This is a genomic window from Burkholderia stagnalis, from assembly GCF_902830275.1.
GTDB lineage: Bacteria > Pseudomonadota > Gammaproteobacteria > Burkholderiales > Burkholderiaceae > Burkholderia > Burkholderia stagnalis.
This window is the reverse complement of sequence record NZ_CADESW010000004.1, coordinates 209766-227314: the sequence shown is the minus strand read 5'-3', so window position 1 is coordinate 227314 and position 17549 is coordinate 209766. Positions and strand designations below refer to the sequence as shown.

23 protein-coding genes and 1 tRNA gene are annotated in these 17549 nt (G+C 66.0%); 16 read left to right on the top strand and 8 right to left on the bottom strand.

What is annotated here, in order from left to right:
* The first annotated feature begins 15 nt into the window (after positions 1-15).
* Positions 16-1158: an enoyl-CoA hydratase/isomerase family protein gene (locus HWY45_RS10140; RefSeq protein ID WP_059886072.1), complete on the top strand. Its 1143-nt coding sequence runs from the start codon at positions 16-18 to the stop codon at positions 1156-1158.
* Between the two features lie 98 nt (positions 1159-1256).
* Here the strand turns inward: HWY45_RS10140 and HWY45_RS10135 are convergent, their stop codons facing one another.
* Positions 1257-1685, bottom strand: coding sequence for a hypothetical protein (locus HWY45_RS10135; protein ID WP_059560879.1), 429 nt, complete (start codon positions 1683-1685; stop codon positions 1257-1259).
* A 338-nt stretch (positions 1686-2023) separates the two neighbouring features.
* Here HWY45_RS10135 and ssuD point away from each other — a divergent pair, with 338 nt between their 5' ends.
* The 8 genes from ssuD to HWY45_RS10095 all read left to right on the top strand — a co-directional run bounded on the left by ssuD (position 2024) and on the right by HWY45_RS10095 (position 7128).
* Entirely contained in the window at positions 2024-3181 is a 1158-nt protein-coding gene (gene ssuD, locus HWY45_RS10130) for an FMNH2-dependent alkanesulfonate monooxygenase (protein WP_059560397.1), read from the top strand.
* A 17-nt stretch (positions 3182-3198) separates the two neighbouring features.
* On the top strand, positions 3199-4008 hold the full coding sequence (gene ssuC, locus HWY45_RS10125) for an aliphatic sulfonate ABC transporter permease SsuC (protein WP_059560400.1): 810 nt from the start codon (positions 3199-3201) through the stop codon (positions 4006-4008).
* Complete coding sequence (locus tag HWY45_RS10120; RefSeq protein WP_059886070.1) at positions 4005-4964, top strand: ATP-binding cassette domain-containing protein; 960 nt, start codon at positions 4005-4007, stop codon at positions 4962-4964. Before ssuC ends, HWY45_RS10120 begins: the two co-directional genes overlap by 4 nt.
* Positions 4965-5019: 55 nt before the next feature.
* Positions 5020-5235 carry a TOBE domain-containing protein gene (locus HWY45_RS10115; protein WP_006400187.1) on the top strand — a complete coding sequence of 72 codons (216 nt, stop codon included), beginning with the start codon at positions 5020-5022 and terminating at the stop codon, positions 5233-5235.
* Between the two features lie 145 nt (positions 5236-5380).
* Entirely contained in the window at positions 5381-5578 is a 198-nt protein-coding gene (locus HWY45_RS10110) for a hypothetical protein (RefSeq protein WP_059560406.1), read from the top strand.
* A 57-nt stretch (positions 5579-5635) separates the two neighbouring features.
* Positions 5636-5890: a hypothetical protein gene (locus HWY45_RS10105; RefSeq protein WP_059807011.1), complete on the top strand. Its 255-nt coding sequence runs from the start codon at positions 5636-5638 to the stop codon at positions 5888-5890.
* Between the two features lie 71 nt (positions 5891-5961).
* Positions 5962-6981, top strand: a complete 1020-nt coding sequence (gene dusA, locus HWY45_RS10100) for a tRNA dihydrouridine(20/20a) synthase DusA (protein ID WP_081059898.1) — start codon at positions 5962-5964, stop codon at positions 6979-6981.
* 71 nt (positions 6982-7052) lie between these two features.
* Positions 7053-7128, top strand: a tRNA-His gene (locus HWY45_RS10095).
* A gap of 371 nt (positions 7129-7499) precedes the next feature.
* Here HWY45_RS10095 and HWY45_RS36785 read toward each other — a convergent pair.
* Together HWY45_RS36785 and HWY45_RS10085 are read right to left on the bottom strand one after the other, a co-directional pair.
* Positions 7500-7706, bottom strand: a complete 207-nt coding sequence (locus HWY45_RS36785) for a tyrosine-type recombinase/integrase (RefSeq protein ID WP_230947014.1) — start codon at positions 7704-7706, stop codon at positions 7500-7502.
* A gap of 426 nt (positions 7707-8132) precedes the next feature.
* Positions 8133-8894 carry a hypothetical protein gene (locus tag HWY45_RS10085; protein WP_150998873.1) on the bottom strand — a complete coding sequence of 254 codons (762 nt, stop codon included), beginning with the start codon at positions 8892-8894 and terminating at the stop codon, positions 8133-8135.
* Between the two features lie 247 nt (positions 8895-9141).
* Between HWY45_RS10085 and HWY45_RS10080 the strand changes: the two genes are divergently transcribed.
* The gene (locus tag HWY45_RS10080) at positions 9142-9450 is read left to right on the top strand and encodes a hypothetical protein (protein WP_059807006.1); all 309 of its coding nucleotides are present in this window, start codon (positions 9142-9144) and stop codon (positions 9448-9450) included.
* 96 nt (positions 9451-9546) lie between these two features.
* Here HWY45_RS10080 and HWY45_RS36595 read toward each other — a convergent pair whose 3' ends face one another.
* Positions 9547-10332, bottom strand: coding sequence for a hypothetical protein (locus tag HWY45_RS36595; protein ID WP_196483089.1), 786 nt, complete (start codon positions 10330-10332; stop codon positions 9547-9549).
* Between the two features lie 11 nt (positions 10333-10343).
* Here HWY45_RS36595 and HWY45_RS10070 point away from each other — a divergent pair, with 11 nt between their 5' ends.
* From HWY45_RS10070 to HWY45_RS10060, 3 genes are all read left to right on the top strand, one after another.
* Positions 10344-11051: an SDR family NAD(P)-dependent oxidoreductase gene (locus HWY45_RS10070; RefSeq protein ID WP_230947013.1), complete on the top strand. Its 708-nt coding sequence runs from the start codon at positions 10344-10346 to the stop codon at positions 11049-11051.
* Between the two features lie 129 nt (positions 11052-11180).
* Positions 11181-11546: a hypothetical protein gene (locus HWY45_RS10065; RefSeq protein WP_230941995.1), complete on the top strand. Its 366-nt coding sequence runs from the start codon at positions 11181-11183 to the stop codon at positions 11544-11546.
* A gap of 18 nt (positions 11547-11564) precedes the next feature.
* Positions 11565-12410 carry a class I SAM-dependent methyltransferase gene (locus HWY45_RS10060; protein ID WP_230947008.1) on the top strand — a complete coding sequence of 282 codons (846 nt, stop codon included), beginning with the start codon at positions 11565-11567 and terminating at the stop codon, positions 12408-12410.
* 442 nt (positions 12411-12852) lie between these two features.
* Here HWY45_RS10060 and HWY45_RS10055 read toward each other — a convergent pair whose 3' ends face one another.
* Positions 12853-13140 carry a DUF1330 domain-containing protein gene (locus HWY45_RS10055; RefSeq protein WP_059560430.1) on the bottom strand — a complete coding sequence of 96 codons (288 nt, stop codon included), beginning with the start codon at positions 13138-13140 and terminating at the stop codon, positions 12853-12855.
* Positions 13141-13514: 374 nt separating this feature from the next.
* Between HWY45_RS10055 and HWY45_RS10050 the strand changes: the two genes are divergently transcribed.
* Positions 13515-13988, top strand: coding sequence for a VOC family protein (locus tag HWY45_RS10050; RefSeq protein ID WP_059886065.1), 474 nt, complete (start codon positions 13515-13517; stop codon positions 13986-13988).
* A 25-nt stretch (positions 13989-14013) separates the two neighbouring features.
* Here the strand turns inward: HWY45_RS10050 and HWY45_RS10045 are convergent, their stop codons facing one another.
* Positions 14014-14985: a GGDEF domain-containing protein gene (locus HWY45_RS10045; protein ID WP_059886063.1), complete on the bottom strand. Its 972-nt coding sequence runs from the start codon at positions 14983-14985 to the stop codon at positions 14014-14016.
* Between the two features lie 250 nt (positions 14986-15235).
* Between HWY45_RS10045 and HWY45_RS10040 the strand changes: the two genes are divergently transcribed.
* Positions 15236-15457, top strand: a complete 222-nt coding sequence (locus tag HWY45_RS10040; protein ID WP_059886061.1) for a hypothetical protein — start codon at positions 15236-15238, stop codon at positions 15455-15457.
* Between the two features lie 43 nt (positions 15458-15500).
* On the opposite strand, the gene HWY45_RS10035 is transcribed toward HWY45_RS10040, so the two are convergent.
* Both HWY45_RS10035 and HWY45_RS10030 read right to left on the bottom strand, forming a co-directional pair.
* Positions 15501-16124: a phospholipase D family nuclease gene (locus HWY45_RS10035; RefSeq protein WP_059560443.1), complete on the bottom strand. Its 624-nt coding sequence runs from the start codon at positions 16122-16124 to the stop codon at positions 15501-15503.
* A 233-nt stretch (positions 16125-16357) separates the two neighbouring features.
* Positions 16358-16840, bottom strand: a complete 483-nt coding sequence (locus tag HWY45_RS10030; RefSeq protein ID WP_059886059.1) for a winged helix-turn-helix transcriptional regulator — start codon at positions 16838-16840, stop codon at positions 16358-16360.
* A gap of 168 nt (positions 16841-17008) precedes the next feature.
* On the opposite strand from HWY45_RS10030, the gene HWY45_RS10025 reads away from it, so the two are divergent.
* Positions 17009-17446 (top strand): PaaI family thioesterase, encoded by a 438-nt coding sequence (locus HWY45_RS10025; protein WP_059560450.1) that lies wholly within the window; start codon positions 17009-17011, stop codon positions 17444-17446.
* Positions 17447-17549 lie beyond the last annotated feature (103 nt).

Below are 17549 nucleotides of genomic sequence, written 5' to 3'. Positions count from 1 at the left end.
AGCCGGATTCCTTCCATGACCGATTCCATTCCCGTCGCTTCCGACCAGCCCGACGTGCGCGCCTACGTGGCGAACCGCGTCGGCTTTCTCGAACTGAACCGGCCGAAGGCGCTCAACGCGCTGTCGGTCGGGATGATCCGCATCATGCACGCGGCGCTCGACGCTTGGCGCGACGATCCGGAGGTCGTCGCGGTCGTCGTGACCAGCCCGCATCCGCGCGCGTTCTGCGCGGGCGGCGACGTGCGCTTCTTCCACGATGCATGGCAGCGCGGCGACCGCGATGCGGTCGATACGTTCTTCATCGAGGAATACACGCTGAACCACGCGATCTTCAGCTTCCCGAAGCCGTACATCGCGCTGATGCACGGCGTCGTGATGGGCGGCGGGATGGGCATCTCGCAGGCAGCGCGCCACACGGGCGGGCTGCGGGTCGTTACGGATTCGACGAAGATGGCGATGCCGGAGACGCGCATCGGCCTGTTTCCCGATGTCGGGATGAGCTGGTTCCTCGCGCGCACGCCCGGTGCGATCGGCCGCTATCTCGCCGTGACCAGCGCGACGCTCGACGCGGCGGGCGCGCTGCATGCGCAGCTCGCCGACGTCTACGTGCCCGACGCGGCACTGCCGGCGCTGCTCGACGCGCTGCGTCACGAACGCTTCGACAGCGGCGCGCAGGCGGTCGAATGCGTGGCCGCGGCGGCCGCCGCGCACAAGGTCGTGCCGACGCCCGACACGTCGTCGCTGGCCGACGCGCGCGCCGGCATCGACCGTCATTTCGCGCAGCCCGACCTCGTCGCGATCCTCGCGTCGCTCGATGCCGACCAGGATTGCGCGGCCGTGGACGGGTGGATCGAAAAGGCGACGCATGCGATGCGCAGCCAGCTGTCGCCGCTGTCGATGGCGGTGTCGCTCGAAGTGGTCGATCGCGCGCGCGGCGCGACGATGGCCGATTGCCTGCGGCGCGACCTCGACCTGACGCGCTCGACGTTCGCGCGCGGCGACGTGATCGAAGGCGTGCGCGCGCTGATCGTCGACAAGGACCATCAGCCGGCCTGGCGTTTCAAGTCGATTGCGGAAGTCGGCCGCGCGGACGTGCTAGCGATGTTCGACAGCCCGTGGACGCCGGACACGCATCCGCTGCGGAACCTGAAGGACTGACGCGCGCGGCGCCGTCCGCGAGAAATCGCCGCTTCAAATAACTCGGCCGCCCATGCAGGCGGCCGAATCGTTTTCAGGCGGAGAACGGCGAGGGCGCGTCAGTCTTCGCCCGCATCATCCGACATGAACGCGCGCATGAACACGAGCGCGCCCCAGCCCCACAGCGCATTCGCCGCGAAGCCGACGGCCAGCACCGGCAGCATGTTGCCGGACGGCCAGATGCCGCGCAGCGGGTCGATCGCGAACACGCGCGCGGCCGTCAGCACGATTCCGCCGAACACCAGCGCGCCGATCCACGGCGCCTCGCGCTCCGGCGACACCCGCAGCAGCCACGCCATCGGGATCGCCCAGCATGCGCTGATCAGCGCGTTCGCGACAAACTCAGGAATGCCGAGCGGCGCGAACGGCGCGGTCGAGAAGCCGGCCGCGGCGATCAGGTCCGCGGTGTGCAGCAACGCGAGCGTCGCTTCGCGGAAGAACAGGGCGGCCAGGAAGCCGGACAGGAACGGCAGGATGACTTTCTGCATCGATGAGTGCACCGCAAGCGCGCGCGGCCGGGGCCGTCTGCGCGGAATTGTTCGAAATGGTGCGTCATTATAGGGGGACGCGGGCCGATATTCGCTGCAGCGTCGTGCTAATCAGGAAAGCGGAAAACCTAAGCTCAAAAAAATCGTTCCAAAGCCTACCCCCGATCCCTAGACTGATTTCCCAGAAACAGCCGTGCCCGCGCGTTCTTGCCCGCCGCGCGGCTGACCGCAACATACCCCGATTCGAACGCACGTCATGCATGCGCCGCCCGTTGGCGGCGCGAGCAGGGCGCTGCTTTATCTCAATTCTGGCAAGGACAGTCACGCAGGAGCAGCAGATGAATGTGTTCTGGTTTATCCCCACGCACGGCGACAGCCGCTATCTCGGTACCGCCGAAGGCGCACGCGCCGCGGACTACGATTACTTCAAGCAGGTCGCCGTCGCGGCCGACACGCTCGGCTACGAGGGCGTGCTGCTGCCGACCGGCCGTTCCTGCGAGGATGCGTGGGTGGTCGCGTCGAGCCTGATTCCGGCCACGCAGCGCCTGAAATTCCTGGTCGCGGTGCGGCCCGGCATCGCGTCGCCGGGCCTGGCGGCGCGCATGGCCGCGACGTTCGACCGGCTGTCCGGCGGGCGCCTGCTGATCAACGTCGTGACGGGCGGCGACGCGGCCGAACTCGAAGGCGACGGCCTGTTTGCCGATCACGACACGCGCTACGAGATCACCGACGATTTCCTGAACATCTGGCGCGGGCTGCTCACCGCGTCGCACGACAACGGCGGCTTCGACTACATCGGCAAGCACCTGCAGTCGAAGGGCGGCAAGGCGCTGTATCCGCCGGTGCAGCGCCCGCACCCGCCGCTGTGGTTCGGCGGCTCGTCGCCGGCCGCGCACGCGATTGCCGCCGATCATATCGACACCTACCTGACGTGGGGCGAACCGCCCGAGGCCGTTGCGAAGAAGATCGCCGACGTGCGCGCACGGGCGGCGGAACGCGGCCGCCAGATCAAGTTCGGCATCCGCCTGCACGTGATCGTGCGCGAGACCGAGGAAGAAGCGTGGCGCGATGCGGATCGCCTGATCAGCCGGCTCGACGACGCGACGATCGCCCGCGCGCAGCAGGCGTTCGCGAACATGGATTCGGAAGGCCAGCGCCGGATGGCCGCGCTGCACGGCGGCAAGCGCGGCGGCCGCGAGTCGCTCGAGGTGTATCCGAACCTGTGGGCCGGCGTCGGCCTCGTGCGCGGCGGCGCGGGCACCGCGCTCGTCGGCAATCCCGAGCAGGTCGCGGCGCGCATGCGCGAATACGCGGAACTCGGCGTCGAGACGTTCATCCTGTCGGGCTATCCGCATCTCGAGGAATCGTATCGCTTCGCCGAGCTCGTGTTCCCGCTGATCAAGGGGCGCGGCGCGGCGAAGGCGACCGGGCCGCTGTCCGGCCCGTTCGGCGAGATCGTCGGCAACAGCTACCTGCCGAAGGCAAGCCAGAGCTGAGCGAAGGGAGGCCTGCGATGACAACGAAATCGACGACGGGCGGCGGCCTGGCCGCCCGTGCATGGCGCACCGCGGCGCCGTGGCTCGTGCCGCTCGCGTTGCTGGCCGTCTGGGAGGCCGGCGCGCGCATCGGCTGGCTGTCGACCCGCGTGCTGCCCGAGCCGGTCGCCGTGGTGCGTGCCGCGTGGTCGCTCGTCGTGTCCGGCGAGCTGTGGGCGAACGTGAAGGTCAGCACCTGGCGCGCGCTGTTCGGCTTCGCGCTCGGCGGCGGCGTCGGTCTCGCGCTGGGGCTCGCGACCGGCCTGTCGAAAGCCGCCGAGGTCGCGCTCGACTCGACGATCCAGATGATCCGCAACATCCCGGCGCTCGCGATGATCCCGCTCGTGATCCTGTGGTTCGGCATCGACGAGAAGGCCAAGCTGTTCCTCGTCGCGCTCGGCGTGTTCTTCCCGGTCTACATCAACACGTATCACGGGATCCGCTCGGTCGACGCGAACCTGATCGAAATGGCGAAAAGCTACGGCGTGCGCGGCTTCGCGCTCTATCGCGACGTGATCCTGCCTGGCGCGCTGCCGTCGATCCTCGTCGGCGTGCGGTTTGCGCTCGGCCTGATGTGGGTGATGCTGATCGTCGCGGAGACCATCTCCGCGCAGTCGGGCATCGGCTACATGACGATGAATGCGCGCGAATTCCTGCAGACCGACGTGGTGGTGGTCGGCATCCTGCTGTACGCAGTGCTCGGCAAGCTGGCCGACGTGCTCGCGAAATGGCTCGAACGCGTGACGCTGCGCTGGCATCCCGCCTATCAAACAGGAGCACAGGCATGAATGCGACGATTTCGGCGGCCGGTTACGGGCCGCTCGCCGCCGCGGACCTCGAGGCCGAATTCACGCAGGCGCGCATCGCGGACGGCGACGCCCGCGACGCGGCGATCCTCGAGCGCGACGGCGGCGCATCGGTGGTGCCGCTCGCGCGGCGCCGCGCAGCCGGCATCGCGCCGGCGGACGACGCGGTCACGCTGAGCGGCATCAGCAAGCGCTTCGGCGCGCGCATCGTGCTCGACGACATCGACCTGGGCATCGCACGCGGCAGCTTCGTCGCGATCGTCGGCCGCAGCGGCTGCGGCAAGTCGACGCTGCTGCGGCTCGTCGCGGGCCTCGAGCAGGCGAGCAGCGGCACGCTGACGGCGCGCGGCGAAGGCGGCGGCGCGCTCGACACCCGGATCATGTACCAGGACGCGCGCCTGCTGCCGTGGAAGACCGTGCTGCAGAACGTGATGCTCGGGCTCGGGCGCGGTGCGCGCGACGATGCGCGCGCGGTGCTCGACGAAGTCGGCCTGCTCGAACGCGCCGACGACTGGCCCGCACAACTGTCGGGCGGCCAGCGGCAGCGCGTCGCGCTGGCGCGCGCGCTGGTGCATCGGCCTCAACTGCTGCTGCTCGACGAGCCGCTCGGCGCGCTCGACGCGCTGACCCGCATCGAGATGCATGCACTGATCGAGCGGCTGTGGCGCGAGCACCGGTTCACGGCGCTGCTCGTCACGCACGACGCGCACGAAGCCGTCGCGCTCGGCGACCGGATCCTGCTGATCGAGCAGGGGCGCGTCGCGTTCGACCAGCCGGTGCCGCTCGACCGGCCGCGCGCCCGTGCGTCGGCGGCATTCGCCGCGCTCGAGGACCGCGTGCTGCAGCGCGTGCTCGCGGGCGGCCCGGGCACGGCGGCGCAGCCCGCGCAGGGCGCGGGCGACGCGCGGCCGGACGGGCGGATTCGCTGGGCCGTTTAATCCGGGCGGCACCTGCCGCCCATCCTGAGTCTTTTTCTTCGGAGCGATCAACCCGATGAGCATCACCGCAATCAACGTACGCAACCAGTTCAAGGGCAAGGTGAAGGAGATCATCCGCGGGCCCGTGGTGTCCGAGGTCGACGTGGAAACGCCGTTCGGCATCGTCACGTCGGTGATCACGACCCGCTCGGTCGACGAACTCGAACTGAAGGTCGGCGCGGAAGTCGTCGCGCTCGTGAAGTCGACCGAGGTGTCGATCGCGCGGCTCTGAGCGAGCCGGCGCCGGCCGCGCGCCGTCGGCCCGGGCTTTGCCGTCCGGGGCGGCCGCCGCGGCGCCTTGTCGCTGCGTAGCCGCATCGGTATTCGCCGTCCGGGCGAAGTGCTAGGATGGAGCGACACCGACGCGGAGGCAGCGTATGACCCCCATCCTTTCTCCCGAAGCCATCGAGGCGCTGAAGTGGATCGACCAGTTCGGCGACAGCCGGCCGGTGCCGGCGACCTTCAGCGACATTGTGTACGTGCTGCTGAACGAAGGGCTGATCTACCAGACGGCCGGCGACCGGGTCGATCTCACCGCCGACGGCAAGGCCATCCTGTCTAACGAATATGACTGAACGCCCCGCGCGGGCCTGGCGGCTCGCGCGGGGCGTCGCTTATCGACGGAGCGCGCGATGGAACTGAGAGGCAGCGATCTCGGCGACTACAGCGAGCCGTACCGCGGCTTCGAGATCGAAGTGAAGACCGAGCAGGTCTGGGACGGCGAACACGTGCACTACCGCGTGCTGCAAGGCGATGCGGTGCGGATCGACTGGCGGCTCGTGAAGGTCGACGGGCTGCTGCTGACCGAGCGACGGGTGATCGAGCGCGGGTTCGACGCGGCGCGGCGCGCGGTCGATTCGGAACTGGCCGGCGACGCGGGCGCATAGCGCCGGGCGGGCAGGGCGCCCGTTGCGGTAGAATGCGCGGTTGTTTCCGCGCCGTCCGTTGCCCGAATTCCATGTCCGTTTCGCCTTCGCTTCCTCCCCGCCGCGTGTCCGTGGCGCCGATGCTGGACTGGACCGACCGTCATTGCCGGTCGTTCCACCGTACGCTCACGCGCAATACGTGGCTCTACACGGAAATGATCACGACCGGCGCGCTGCTGTTCGGCGACGCGCAGCGGCATCTCGCGTTCACGCCGAACGAATCGCCGGTCGCGCTGCAGCTCGGCGGCAGCGAGCCGGACGATCTGGCGCGCGCGGCGAAGCTCGGCGAGCAGTGGGGCTACGACGAAATCAACCTGAACTGCGGCTGCCCGTCGGAACGGGTGCAGCGTGGCGCGTTCGGCGCGTGCCTGATGAACGAGCCGCAGCTCGTCGCGGATTGCGTGAAGGCGATGCGCGACGCCGTGTCGGTGCCGGTGACGGTCAAGCACCGGATCGGCGTGGATGCGGTCGAGGAATACGAATTCGTGCGGGACTTCGTCGGCACGGTTGCCGAAGCGGGCTGCGAGGTGTTCGTCGTGCACGCGCGCAATGCGATCCTGAAAGGCTTGTCGCCGAAGGAGAACCGCGAGATCCCGCCGCTCAAGTACGACTATGCGTATCGGCTGAAGCGAGATTTCCCGGCGCTGGAGATCGTGATCAACGGCGGCATCAAGACGCTCGACGAAGTCGCGCAGCATCTCGAGCATGTCGACGGCGTGATGCTCGGCCGTGAGGCGTATCACAATCCTTACGTGCTGGCGGACGTCGATCGGCGGTTCTACGGCGCGAGCGAAGCGGCGCCGACGCGCGAGGAAGCGGAGGCGCAGCTGATCGCGTATTGCGCGGCGGAACTGAAGCGCGGCACGTACCTCGGTGCGGTCGTGCGTCATGCGCTCGGGCTGTATCGCGGCGAGGCGGGGGCGCGTGGCTGGCGTCGTGTGCTGTCCGACAACAAGAAGCTCGCGCGCGGCGATCTGGCCGTGTTCGACGAGGCGCGCACGCATCTTTTCGCCGCCGACGAAAATTTTGAAAAAAAGGCTTGGCAAGATTAAAAACGCTTTATATAATCTTGCTTCTTCGCTGTTGAACAGAACGCGACGCAGCGAAGAAAGCAGTATCAGTGGTGGCTGTAGCTCAGTTGGTAGAGTCCAGGATTGTGATTCCTGTCGTCGTGGGTTCGAGTCCCATCAGCCACCCCACAGAATGCTTCAACAAAACAGGCGCCTCGGCGCCTGTTTTGCTTTCCGGGGCAACTCGAGGACATTAGCGCCGATTCGAGCCTCGCCATCTCTAGAGCGTTCTGCTCACCATCCATCCATTTCGCGTACGTTGTCAGGAACATCTCGATGCTGTGCCCGAGCCGTTTCGCGCAAAAGGTTGGGGTCATTCCGGTCATCAGCATTGCCGTCGCGTAGCTATGCCGCATGTTGTACGGCCGCCGGTAGCGAATTCCGAGTCGTTTCAGAGTCGGCGTCCAGAAACTGCGGCGGAATGCGCGCTCATCCTCCCAGCGCCTGCTGTATCTGGGATCGTGGAAGATTGCTGCGCCGGCAATTCCCGTGAACACACGCTACCGCTTCAAGGCACTGAGCGCCTGGCTGTTTAGCCGGACCGTGCGTGCGACTGCCGTCTTCGTGCAATCCTTGTGCTCGCCGCGGACGAGCGCTTCCGCAACGAGGATCGTCCCGCTCGGGAGATCCACGTTCAGCCATTGGAGGCCGAAGATCTCGGACGTCCGCAACCCGGTCCAGAACCAGAGGTCGATCAAGTTGTGCACTTGGCCTGGGTGCACGCGCTCAGCTTCTTTAATGATCGATTCCGATTCCTCGCGCGAGAACGGATCCGGTGGAGGCTTCTGATGCTTCGCACGCGGCACGTCGTCCGATACTTGCGTAGAACCGACCTAGTTGTTGATGGTCTTGCTGCATAGGTCGGCGCGGCTGGCGACGGACCCATGAACCTGATCGCAAGAGGCGAGCAGGGTGTTATCGCGCGGCGCGCGCGCTACAAGCGATCACCTGGGTTCGTGAAATACAGGCTGTAGGTTGTTCTGCGGGCGCGGTCCATCCGAGTTTGCGGCGCAATTTCCCGGACGTAACGCGACGGAGAGGCGTTTGACGGCGGATCACGCGTGATTGCCACCGTGAACAATTGGTGTATGCCGCGTTAGCGGCCTTCGAATTGTTCACGGAGTGGCATTCAATTACGACTGTGTGTTCAATTTGCCGGCTGCATGTTCGAACTTCTGTTGAGCATCTTCGCCGTGATAGGTGACTGGTTGATCGCCACTGGTATCAACATAGGTCTTGCTCCCTCCTTGCCCCATAGTGAACGTTCCAGCGACTTCTCGCCGGTATTCCGCAACGGGCAATAGCAGTTCGTGCTCCCTGCTATTCGCCGGATTTGTCTGCGCGCGATCTGTATGGAGAATCGAGAAGACCGCCGGATTTCCTCGTGCGAGCGAGTCCTTTGCGTAAGACTCTTGACTGTTTAGCCCCACCGTATATTCGGGTGTGCCGGAGAGAAATGGACTGTTGCTACTTGATTTTGCGTGTTGTATCGCCAGCTTCTTGAACTCTTCGCTGCTGAGATTTCCGGAATCTTCTGCTTTATCCAGCATTTTTTTTAATTTATCGATATTCGCCTCAGATGTTTTAATGGGTGCGGGTTTATTTCCTTGTTGTAGCTGTTCCTCATATTTTTTTTGATGTGTCGCCAGTCGGTTCTTTTCCACATTGAGCTTATGCATCGCACTCGAGATGTGCGGAACATTCACGGGATCATGGCTGGGCAGAGGGGTTTCTTTTTCTTTCCGAACGAAACGTTGCAAATTGCTCTGAAGCAGCTCGTTGGTCGGGACACGACGAGGAGAAATGGGCCTTGAAGGTTGCTGAGCGGATGAGTCGCCGCTGTGGCCTTGAATGTGTGCAGTGCCCGGCGCGCCGGAGATACGAGAAGCGTCCATTGTATTTCCTCCAAATACGTATTCGTTGGTCCGAGCCCTCATGGTCAACTCAATCGATAGCCCACCGTGTAGAACCGCGAAGCTGCGGCCACGACTGCGAAATTACTGCGTGCGAATCCTGAACCAGAATGAGCCCAGGTCGGAAGCGGAGATATCCGGCTTCAGCACCGCATCGATCAAGCCGCAGCGCTATGATTGACGAACGCGTAGTCCGAACGCATTGCCGAGTGATCCCAGGGAGGGCACGATGTCCATCTTTGCAGTGAATGGCGTGAGAATCGATCTGCTGACCAGGCGCGTGACGCACGTGCGTTGGGCGAAGGTCAATCCCCAAGACGACAGCTGGGTCGAAGTGCCGCGCGAGGCGCGTGTCATGGACGTTGTCGATGCAATCATGGGCGGCGACGACGTCTATACGATCTTCTCGGTTGGAGGCCAGAGCGTTGTCGGACCGGCGTTGAAGACGGTTGTGTACCGCGACGCCTCGCAGGGGATCGAGCTCGACGTCGACGCAACCAAAGTGTCTCGTACGCTGGATGAGCTTCCGCAGATCTGATCGTGATTCGTTGAACTTCAACATAGGAGGTCTCCGGGGCAGCGCCATTTGCTGAAGAACAGGAAGGTTCAACGGCGGATGCAACGGCATTCGCGGCTACACGGCCGACGGCAGCGGCGCATATTTCGGCTTCGCGGCATGCCTGGCGCGGTTCCGTTCGACCTTCGTCCAGATGTCCGCGAGCTCGGTGTCTCCGGCCGCGTGCATGTCCAGCGCATTCGCGAGACAGAGCGCCGCCAGCGTCACCATCACGCTGCCGGCCTCCTGTGCCGGCTCACCGGCCGGGCGCCCGAACGTATAGTCAACGAACAGGTGCGCTTCGCTCGCGTTACAGCCGCATGCCTGCACGAGTTCGAGCGCTTCTTCGAGGAAGCGATGATTCCGCTCCGTGCGATCGTTCGCTGTCGCCGCTCCGAAGCATTCGAGCATCCACGGTTGCACGCGCGCCTGAAACGTCGAAGGTGTCGTGGCATGCGCGAGCCCGACCGCTTCCGGGCCGGTCTTGTCGGCCGTTACTGCAGGCGGCTCGGCAGGAGATGCGGTGAGGAGGGTGCGCGCGGATTGGACGGCGCGTTCGAGCGCCTCGATATCGGCATCATCACGCGCGCGGGCACGAACGGCTGAAATCACGTTCCCGGCCGCGAACAGGACAGTGCCGATGCAGTCCATCAGTGCATCGATGCGGCGCGTTTCGTTGTACGTGGTCGTCATCATGGCTCCGGCAAAACATATCGCTTTCGGTGGGCAGCTTCGAAATCGTTGTTGGAGCAACCTTCTCGCATGGTATAGAAAGTCCTGGCGTGCAGGCGTTTCACGGCAAGCGGTCGAGCGTTCGCAGCGCATACGCATCGGTGGCAACACACCCATCAAAGGAAGAGACACCCGTGAAGATCATGATCGTCGGTGCCAGCAAGGGGCTGGGCCGTGCGTTTGTCGAAGGCCTGTGCAGCCCCGGCGACACCGTCATCGGCGTATCGCGCAAGCGGCCGAACGCGCTGACGTTGCCTGACGCCGTCGATCTCCAGTGGATCGAGGCGGACATGGCGTCTCCTGCCGATGCCGTGGCGCAGATCGCGCGAGCCGCGCCCGCCGAACTGGACGTGCTGATCTGCAACCTCGGAATCTGGGAGGAAACGGCCTTCACCGACGCCTATGCTTTCCTGGACGATTCGGACGACACCATTGCGAACCTGGTGAACGTCAACATCACGGCCACCTTGCTGCTGCTCAAGCGTCTGGTGCCGCGGCTGCTGCGTGCCGACAAGCCGCAGCTGTTCCTGACCGGGTCGACATCGGCACTTCGGCAAAGCGGGCGCCCGGAAGTGGCGTTCGGCGCATCGAAGTTCGCGCTCAACGGGATTGCCGATGCGCTGCGCGAAGGGTTCCGGGGCAGCCGCCTGGCCGTCACGTGCCTGCAACTCGGCTACCTGAATACCGACGATGCCTTGTCGGTCCCGCTGGAAGACGCCGCGGCGCGCGGCGATGGCCAGAGCGTGCCGGTCCATGACGTGGTGGCGGTGGTGCGCACGCTGCTGCACCTGTCCAACGCGTCGTTCGTCCGGGAACTCGTGATGCCGGCGATTGCGGACGACCGCTTTTGAGCCGGTCGCGGAACCCGGCAAGGTCGGAACAGGCCCGGCCCTTGGGGCGAGAGGCCGTCGCGCGACGGCCAGCGCGCCGAACGTTCGAAAAACTTCCCGGACGTGTGGCCAAGCCGCGTCGCGTGACCTATGCTGGAGCGATTCACCGTTCACGGGTACGGCGTTGCGATCGACCATGCGCCGTCCCCGGGTTGTTCGCCATTCAATGCGGAGGCTGACATGTCGGAGCGCGCGGTTGTCGACGAGAACGGCTATCTGTGTTTCTGCGAGGCGTATGAAGAACCTCAGGGCGTGTGGCGTGCGCTGGTCCGGTTCGAGCGCAAGAGCGACCATGCGCCGATGAAGACGCACATCCCCGGCATGACGCACAAGATCGACGAGACATTTGCGACGCACCATGAAGCGATGGGCGCTGCGAAAGCCTATGCCCGATACAAGGCGTCGCAAGATGAAACAGGTCTCCGGACAGGGCAGGCGGACCTTTCCAACGGCTGAATCCGGCGCGAAAGCCGCTTGCCGGCTACTGCGGCGCTCGTCCGCTTCCTTTCCTCCCGACCGATGATTTACGACGCACTATACGAAGACCCGGACCTCGCCAGCTTCTACGATGCCGACAATGACTGGAGCACCAGCTTCGACTACTGTCTGACGCTGGCCGAGGGCTGCGCGTCGGTGCTGGACCTTGGCTGCGGCACGGGCGTGCTGAGCGCGGCCATTGCGCAGGCCGGCTGTGGCGCCGTATGGGGCGTCGATCCCGCAGTGGCGATGCTCGAGATCGCACGCGCACGCCCCGGCGGCGACCGGGTGAACTGGGTCGCCGCGGACGGCCGCAACGTGCGCGTTGGCCGTCGCTTCGACCTCGTGGTGATGACCGGCCACGCGTTCCAGGTGTTCCTGACGCAGGCTGACAGGCTCGCGGTACTCCAGACGGTCGCCGCGCACCTTGCGCCGCACGGGCGATTCATCTTCGACAGCCGGAACCCCGCCGTCGAGGAATGGCGGGAATGGGTTCCTGCCGAATCCGGGCGCGAGGTCGACCATCCCGAGCTGGGGCCGGCGCAAGCGTGGAACGACGTCGCGCGGGACCCGGAAACGGGCATCGTCACCTATGAAACATGCTATCGGGTGGCTGCCGATAGCCGGCTGTTGCGTTCGCGTTCCCGCATCGCGTTTCCGTCACGGGAGGAAATCGACGAACTGCTGAAGCTTGCCGGGCTGACCGTGGACGCATGGCTGGGCGACTGGACCGGCAGCCCGTGCAACCCGGATTCTCCCGAGATGATCCCCATCGGCCGATTGAAGGCGGGTGACAGCGCCGTCGAACACGCCGGGTGCGAATCAGGCGGGAAGCAAGGCTGAATGGCGCGGCATGCAGTCTGTGGCGCCGCGAACGGCCCCGATCTGTGCCCTTGTCCGCGCGGCCGCCCGGTCTAGACTGCGCGCTGTCCGGATGTCCCCTCGTGCCTGAGTGTGCTGTCCGGGCCCCGCCTGTTTCTCCGCGGGTCGTTGACGTCCCCATGGATCGCACGATCCCTGGGGACTTTTTTCATGGAAGGGCGGGGCGGCGATGTCCGATCCTTCGCCGCATGAACTGTGACGGGCCGATGCCGGCCGAAATGTACACCCGTCCGGCATCGCGGCGTCGCTAAACTTCAAGGCGTCTGACCTTACCCGAATGCTTCAAGACCCTCGGTCGGACACCGTGTCTCTCAACGGTTTTTCACATCCCCATGGTTTCAAGGCCCATGGGGATTTTTTTCGTCCGGCCGCGATGCGCGCATGGACGCAAACCGGATTCCGCCTACACGCCCTCGACCAGCACCGCGCGAAAGCGCGCGCCCTTGAAGCGATGCTGGGCGACCGCCTGGTATTCGGGCCCGTGATACCACGCATGCGCGGCAGCCTTCGACGGAAACTCCATGATCACGACGCCTTCCGGGCCTTCGCCCTCGAGCGTCTCCTGGGGGCCGTACGAGGCGAGCACCTTCACCGGATGGCCGGCGAGGGTCGCGCGGACCTTGCTTCGATAGACGTCGAGTTCCTGCTGATCCTGTGTGCTTTCGCGGGTGAAAACGATATAGGTCGCCAAGATTGCACTCCTGATGCGGTTCGGAATGACCCGACGCCTCGGAGCCGTCGGGTCGCCAACTGTCGCGCGTCACGCCGCCGGCATGGCGCGGCAGTGCCGTCAGCTTACAGATGTTCGCGCAGGAACGTCGCGGCCTTCGCCAGCGAGCGGGCGCCTCGCGGATCGGACGGTCGAAGTTCACGCCGGTAATCGACTCGAGCGCCTGGATCGTGCCGCCGCCGCCACGCCGCCTGCTCGCTGCACCGTCCGGCGAAAATATTTTTGCCGTGCATGTCGATTCCGCATCGGCTCGTCCGTCGTGTGAGCGGAGGCGTGCGCATCGCGCGCCGCGTTCCGTTTTTCGACCCGATCATTCACTCGAAGGAGACACGCTCATGTCCACGTCCGTCAAACCGATCCCGGAAGGGATGCGCACGCTGACGCCCCATCTGATCTGCGCCGGCGCCGCCGATGCGATCGACTTCTACAAGCGCGCGTTCGGCGCGGTCGAGCGGATACGCCTGCCGGCGCCGAACGGCCGGCTCGCGCACGCCTGCCTGAGCATCGGCGATTCGACGCTGATGCTCGTCGACGAAATGCCCGAGCACGGCGCGCTCGGGCCGAAGGCGCTGAAAGGAACGGCGGTCTGCCTGCACCTGTATGTGCCCGATGTCGACGCGGCGATCGCGCAGGCGGTCGCGGCAGGCGCGCAGCTCACGATGCCGGCCACCGACATGTTCTGGGGCGATCGCTACGGCCAGGTCGAGGACCCGTTCGGCCATCGCTGGTCGCTCGCGACGCATCAGCGCGACCTGACGCCGGAGCAGATCGTCGAGGCGATGGCCAGCGCGCCGCCATGCGGCGCGTGACCGGCGCGCAAGCGGCGCGTTGCGCTCAGATGCGCGCCGCCTTGCCGCGCTGCTTGTGCTCGTACATGTGACGGTCCGCCGACGCGAGCAGATCCGACACCGAGTGATGGCGCGCCGGATCGTACGCGACATGGCCGGCGCTGAACCGGATCGCGTAGCCGCGCGCGTCCGCGGCGTTGCGTGCCGCGAGCGCGCGGGTGACGCGATCGACGGGTTCGTCGGCGTCACCCGCGTCGGTCGCGCTCAGCAGCGCGACGAACTCGTCGCCGCCGAGCCGCGCGATCACGTCGCTGTCGCGCAGCGCGCCCGTCAGCGTTTCCGCGAACGCCTTGAGCGCGCGGTCGCCTTCGGCATGGCCGAAGCGGTCGTTGATCGCCTTGAAATCATTCAGATCGAAGAACAGCAGCACCGCGCGCCGGCCGAGCCGCGCGCAGAGGCTCAGCACGTGCCGGGCGAGCATCTCGAAGCCGCGCCGGTTCGTCAGTTGCGTGAGCTCGTCGGTGGTCGCGAGATGCAGCGCGGCGATTTCGCGTTCGGTCATGTGCGCGAGATCGTCGAGCAGCGCCAGCTCGTCGTGGTCGAGCGAACGCGGCTTTGTGTCGATCAGGCACAGCGTGCCGACCCGCGCGCCGTTCGGCGCGGACAGCGGCTGGCCCGCATAGAAGCGGATGCCCGGCGCGCCGGTGACGAGCGGATTGTCGTGGAAGCGCTCGTCGAGCAGGGCGTCGGGGATCACCAGTGCGTCGTTCGTGAGCAGCGCATGCGCGCAGAACGACACGTCGCGCGATGTTTCGGGGGCGTCGAGCCCCGTGCGGCTCTTGAACCATTGGCGATTTTCGTCGACGAGGCTGACGAGTGCGATCGGGACGTCGAACAGTCGTCGCGCGAGGCGGGTGAGTCGGTCGAAGCGCTCTTCCGGCGGCGTGTCGAGGAGGGCGAGCGCGTGCAGCGTGGTGAGCCGGGCCGCTTCGTCGGGCGGTTTGGGGGCAATGTGCATGGGCGATGTCCCGGCGGCGAAGGCCGGGCGTCGGTTGCGTGTCGGCAGCGCGTGCGCGAAGTGCCGCGGCGCGGGTTTGGCCGCCGCACGCTTGCCGGTTTCACGGGGGAGAGTATCGCGCATTCCGCGCGATGCCGCCAAGTCGGTATGCGTGGCGATGCCGCGCGGCGGGGGCACGTCGGCGAACTGCTAAAGTCGCCCGTCGCGGTGCCGTAAATAGTGCGAAACAACCTGTCCAAGACAAGGCATCATGGGTCGATTTCTGTACGTTGGGTATCTCGCTTTCGCGCTCTACATCATCTATCCGATGGTCCAGAACTATCTGGCCGCCGACGAAGCCTGCCTGCGCGCAGCGTCGCTCACCGCCGCCGCCGCGGATCTTTCGGCCAGCCAGGCGCAGGCGCACCGGAGCAACTGCACGCAGCAGGCGAGGGTCGGCGCCGTTGCCGGCCGCACGAGCGAGCTTCATTGACCGTTCGCCAGGGGCGCCCGACCTGTGCCGCGCGCCGGCGGCGTCAGTACGCGGAGCGGTACGGCGTGCCCTGATCGAAGCGGCTTTGCCAGTGCGCGAGATAGCGTGTCGCCAGTTGCGGGTTGTTCCACACCACCAGCACGTTCTCGGAGTTGCGCGTCGCCGCCGACGCGCTGTAGTTGAACGATCCGGTCTCGACATGTTCGGCGTCGATCACGAGGTACTTGTCGTGGTGGATCGCGTAGGTGTCGATCGTGCGGGTCGGGATACCCGCGTTGATCATCAGGTTCAGCGCCTGCTGGCTGCTTTTCGCGCGGTTGCCCTTGTCGTCGACGACGATCGCGATATTGACGCCGCGCCGCTTCGCGGCGAGCAGCGCGCGCGTGACCGCGGGCGACGTGAACGAATAGGCCGCGACGCGGATCGAGCTGCGGGCGGCGCCGATCGCCTTCAGCACGAGCGCCTCGGCGCCGGCGTCGGGCGAGAACGCCGATTCGACGACCTGGGTGGCCGGCGCTTCGTGCGTCGGGGCCGGCAGCAGACGCGACACGAAATCGATCGCCTGTTGCAGCAGCGATTCGGTTTGCGTCTTGCCGAATGCCGTGAATGGCGTGACGAGCAGGGAGGAGGCGAGGCAAACGGCGGCGAGGCGATTTCGCGACAACATCGTGGACAACGGACGATTTCGAGACAACGGGCCGTGAGTGTAACGCAGACGCGCCGATGCGGTCACGTCTGTATCGGCTCGGATGGCATGAGCGATGCCGCATGTGCGACGCTTGCATCGTCGCGCCGCATTTCATTATTGCGATAACAAGGCGCGGTTCTGCCGGGCGTTGCCGAAGTCGAAACGCGCCGTTCGCGGCGCACTTGGCATTGCCGCCGTCGCCGCGCGGCACCTCACTCGTCCGCCGCCTCCGTCGCGGGCGGCGCAACCCATCCCGGCCCGGCCTCGGGCTGCACGTCGCGCGGGTCGAGCGGCTCGCCGCACGCGGAGCACACCGCGACCGCATGCATCAGGTGGCCGCAGTTACGGTGGCGCAACTGCAGCGGCGGCCCGCTGCCGTCGTCCTTCCAGCGGTCGCCCCAGGCCATCAGCGCGAGCAGCGTGGGATAGAGGTCGCGGCCTTTCTCGGTCAGCAGGTATTCGAAGCGCGGCGGACGTTCCTGGTACGCGCGCTTGACGAACACGCCGTCGTCGACGAGGCGCGCGAGACGCTCGGCCAGCACGTGGCGGGTCAGCCCGAGCTGCGCCTGGAACGCGTCGAAGCGGCGGCAGCCGACAAAGGCGTTGCGGAGGATCAGCATGGTCCAGCGATCGCCGAGCACGGCGAGCGTGCGCGCGACCGAACAGTTCAGCGAGCCGATGTCATCCCATTTCATGGTCGAGTCCCGTGGGCGGTTCAGCGAAATAGCGGGTTCGATTATAGAACCGACCCTCGGTCGGGTTGGGCAGTCGCGGCGTTGACAGCCGGTTTGCCGATGTGAATAATCGGTTCCAATTTGGAACTTACCAGCGCGGCGACGCGCGATCAATCAGGAGACAACCCGATGAATCCGCTCTCGATGTCCGGTCTCGAACTGTTGCGTGCCGCCGCGGCGGGCGACGCGCCGCTCGCGTCGATTTCCGAGACCATGCCGATGCGGCCGCTCGACGTCGAGCTCGGCTACGTGAAGTTCTCGGCGCGCGCGGACGGCCGGCACCTGAATCCGCTCGGCGGCGTGCACGGCGGGTTCGCGGCGACGGTGCTCGATTCGGTGACCGGCTGCGCGGTGCATTCGATGCTCGACGCGGGCGTCGGCTACGGGACGGTCGACCTGCACGTGAAGATGCTGCGGCCGGTGCCGCGCGACGTCGAGCTGATCGCGGAAGGCCGCGTGATCCATCTGTCGCGCTCGCTCGGCGTCGCCGAAGGCACGCTGAAGACGCCGGACGACAAGATCGTCGCGCACGCGTCGGCGACCTGTTTCATCCAGCGGCCGCAGTGACGCTCGCGAGCCTGGGTCGAAGGCCGCTTGTAAGCTCGGGCGGCACCTGTCTGAAGTGAACGTTTCATTGTGATAGCTTTCCTGCTTTCCTCCACCGACGCGA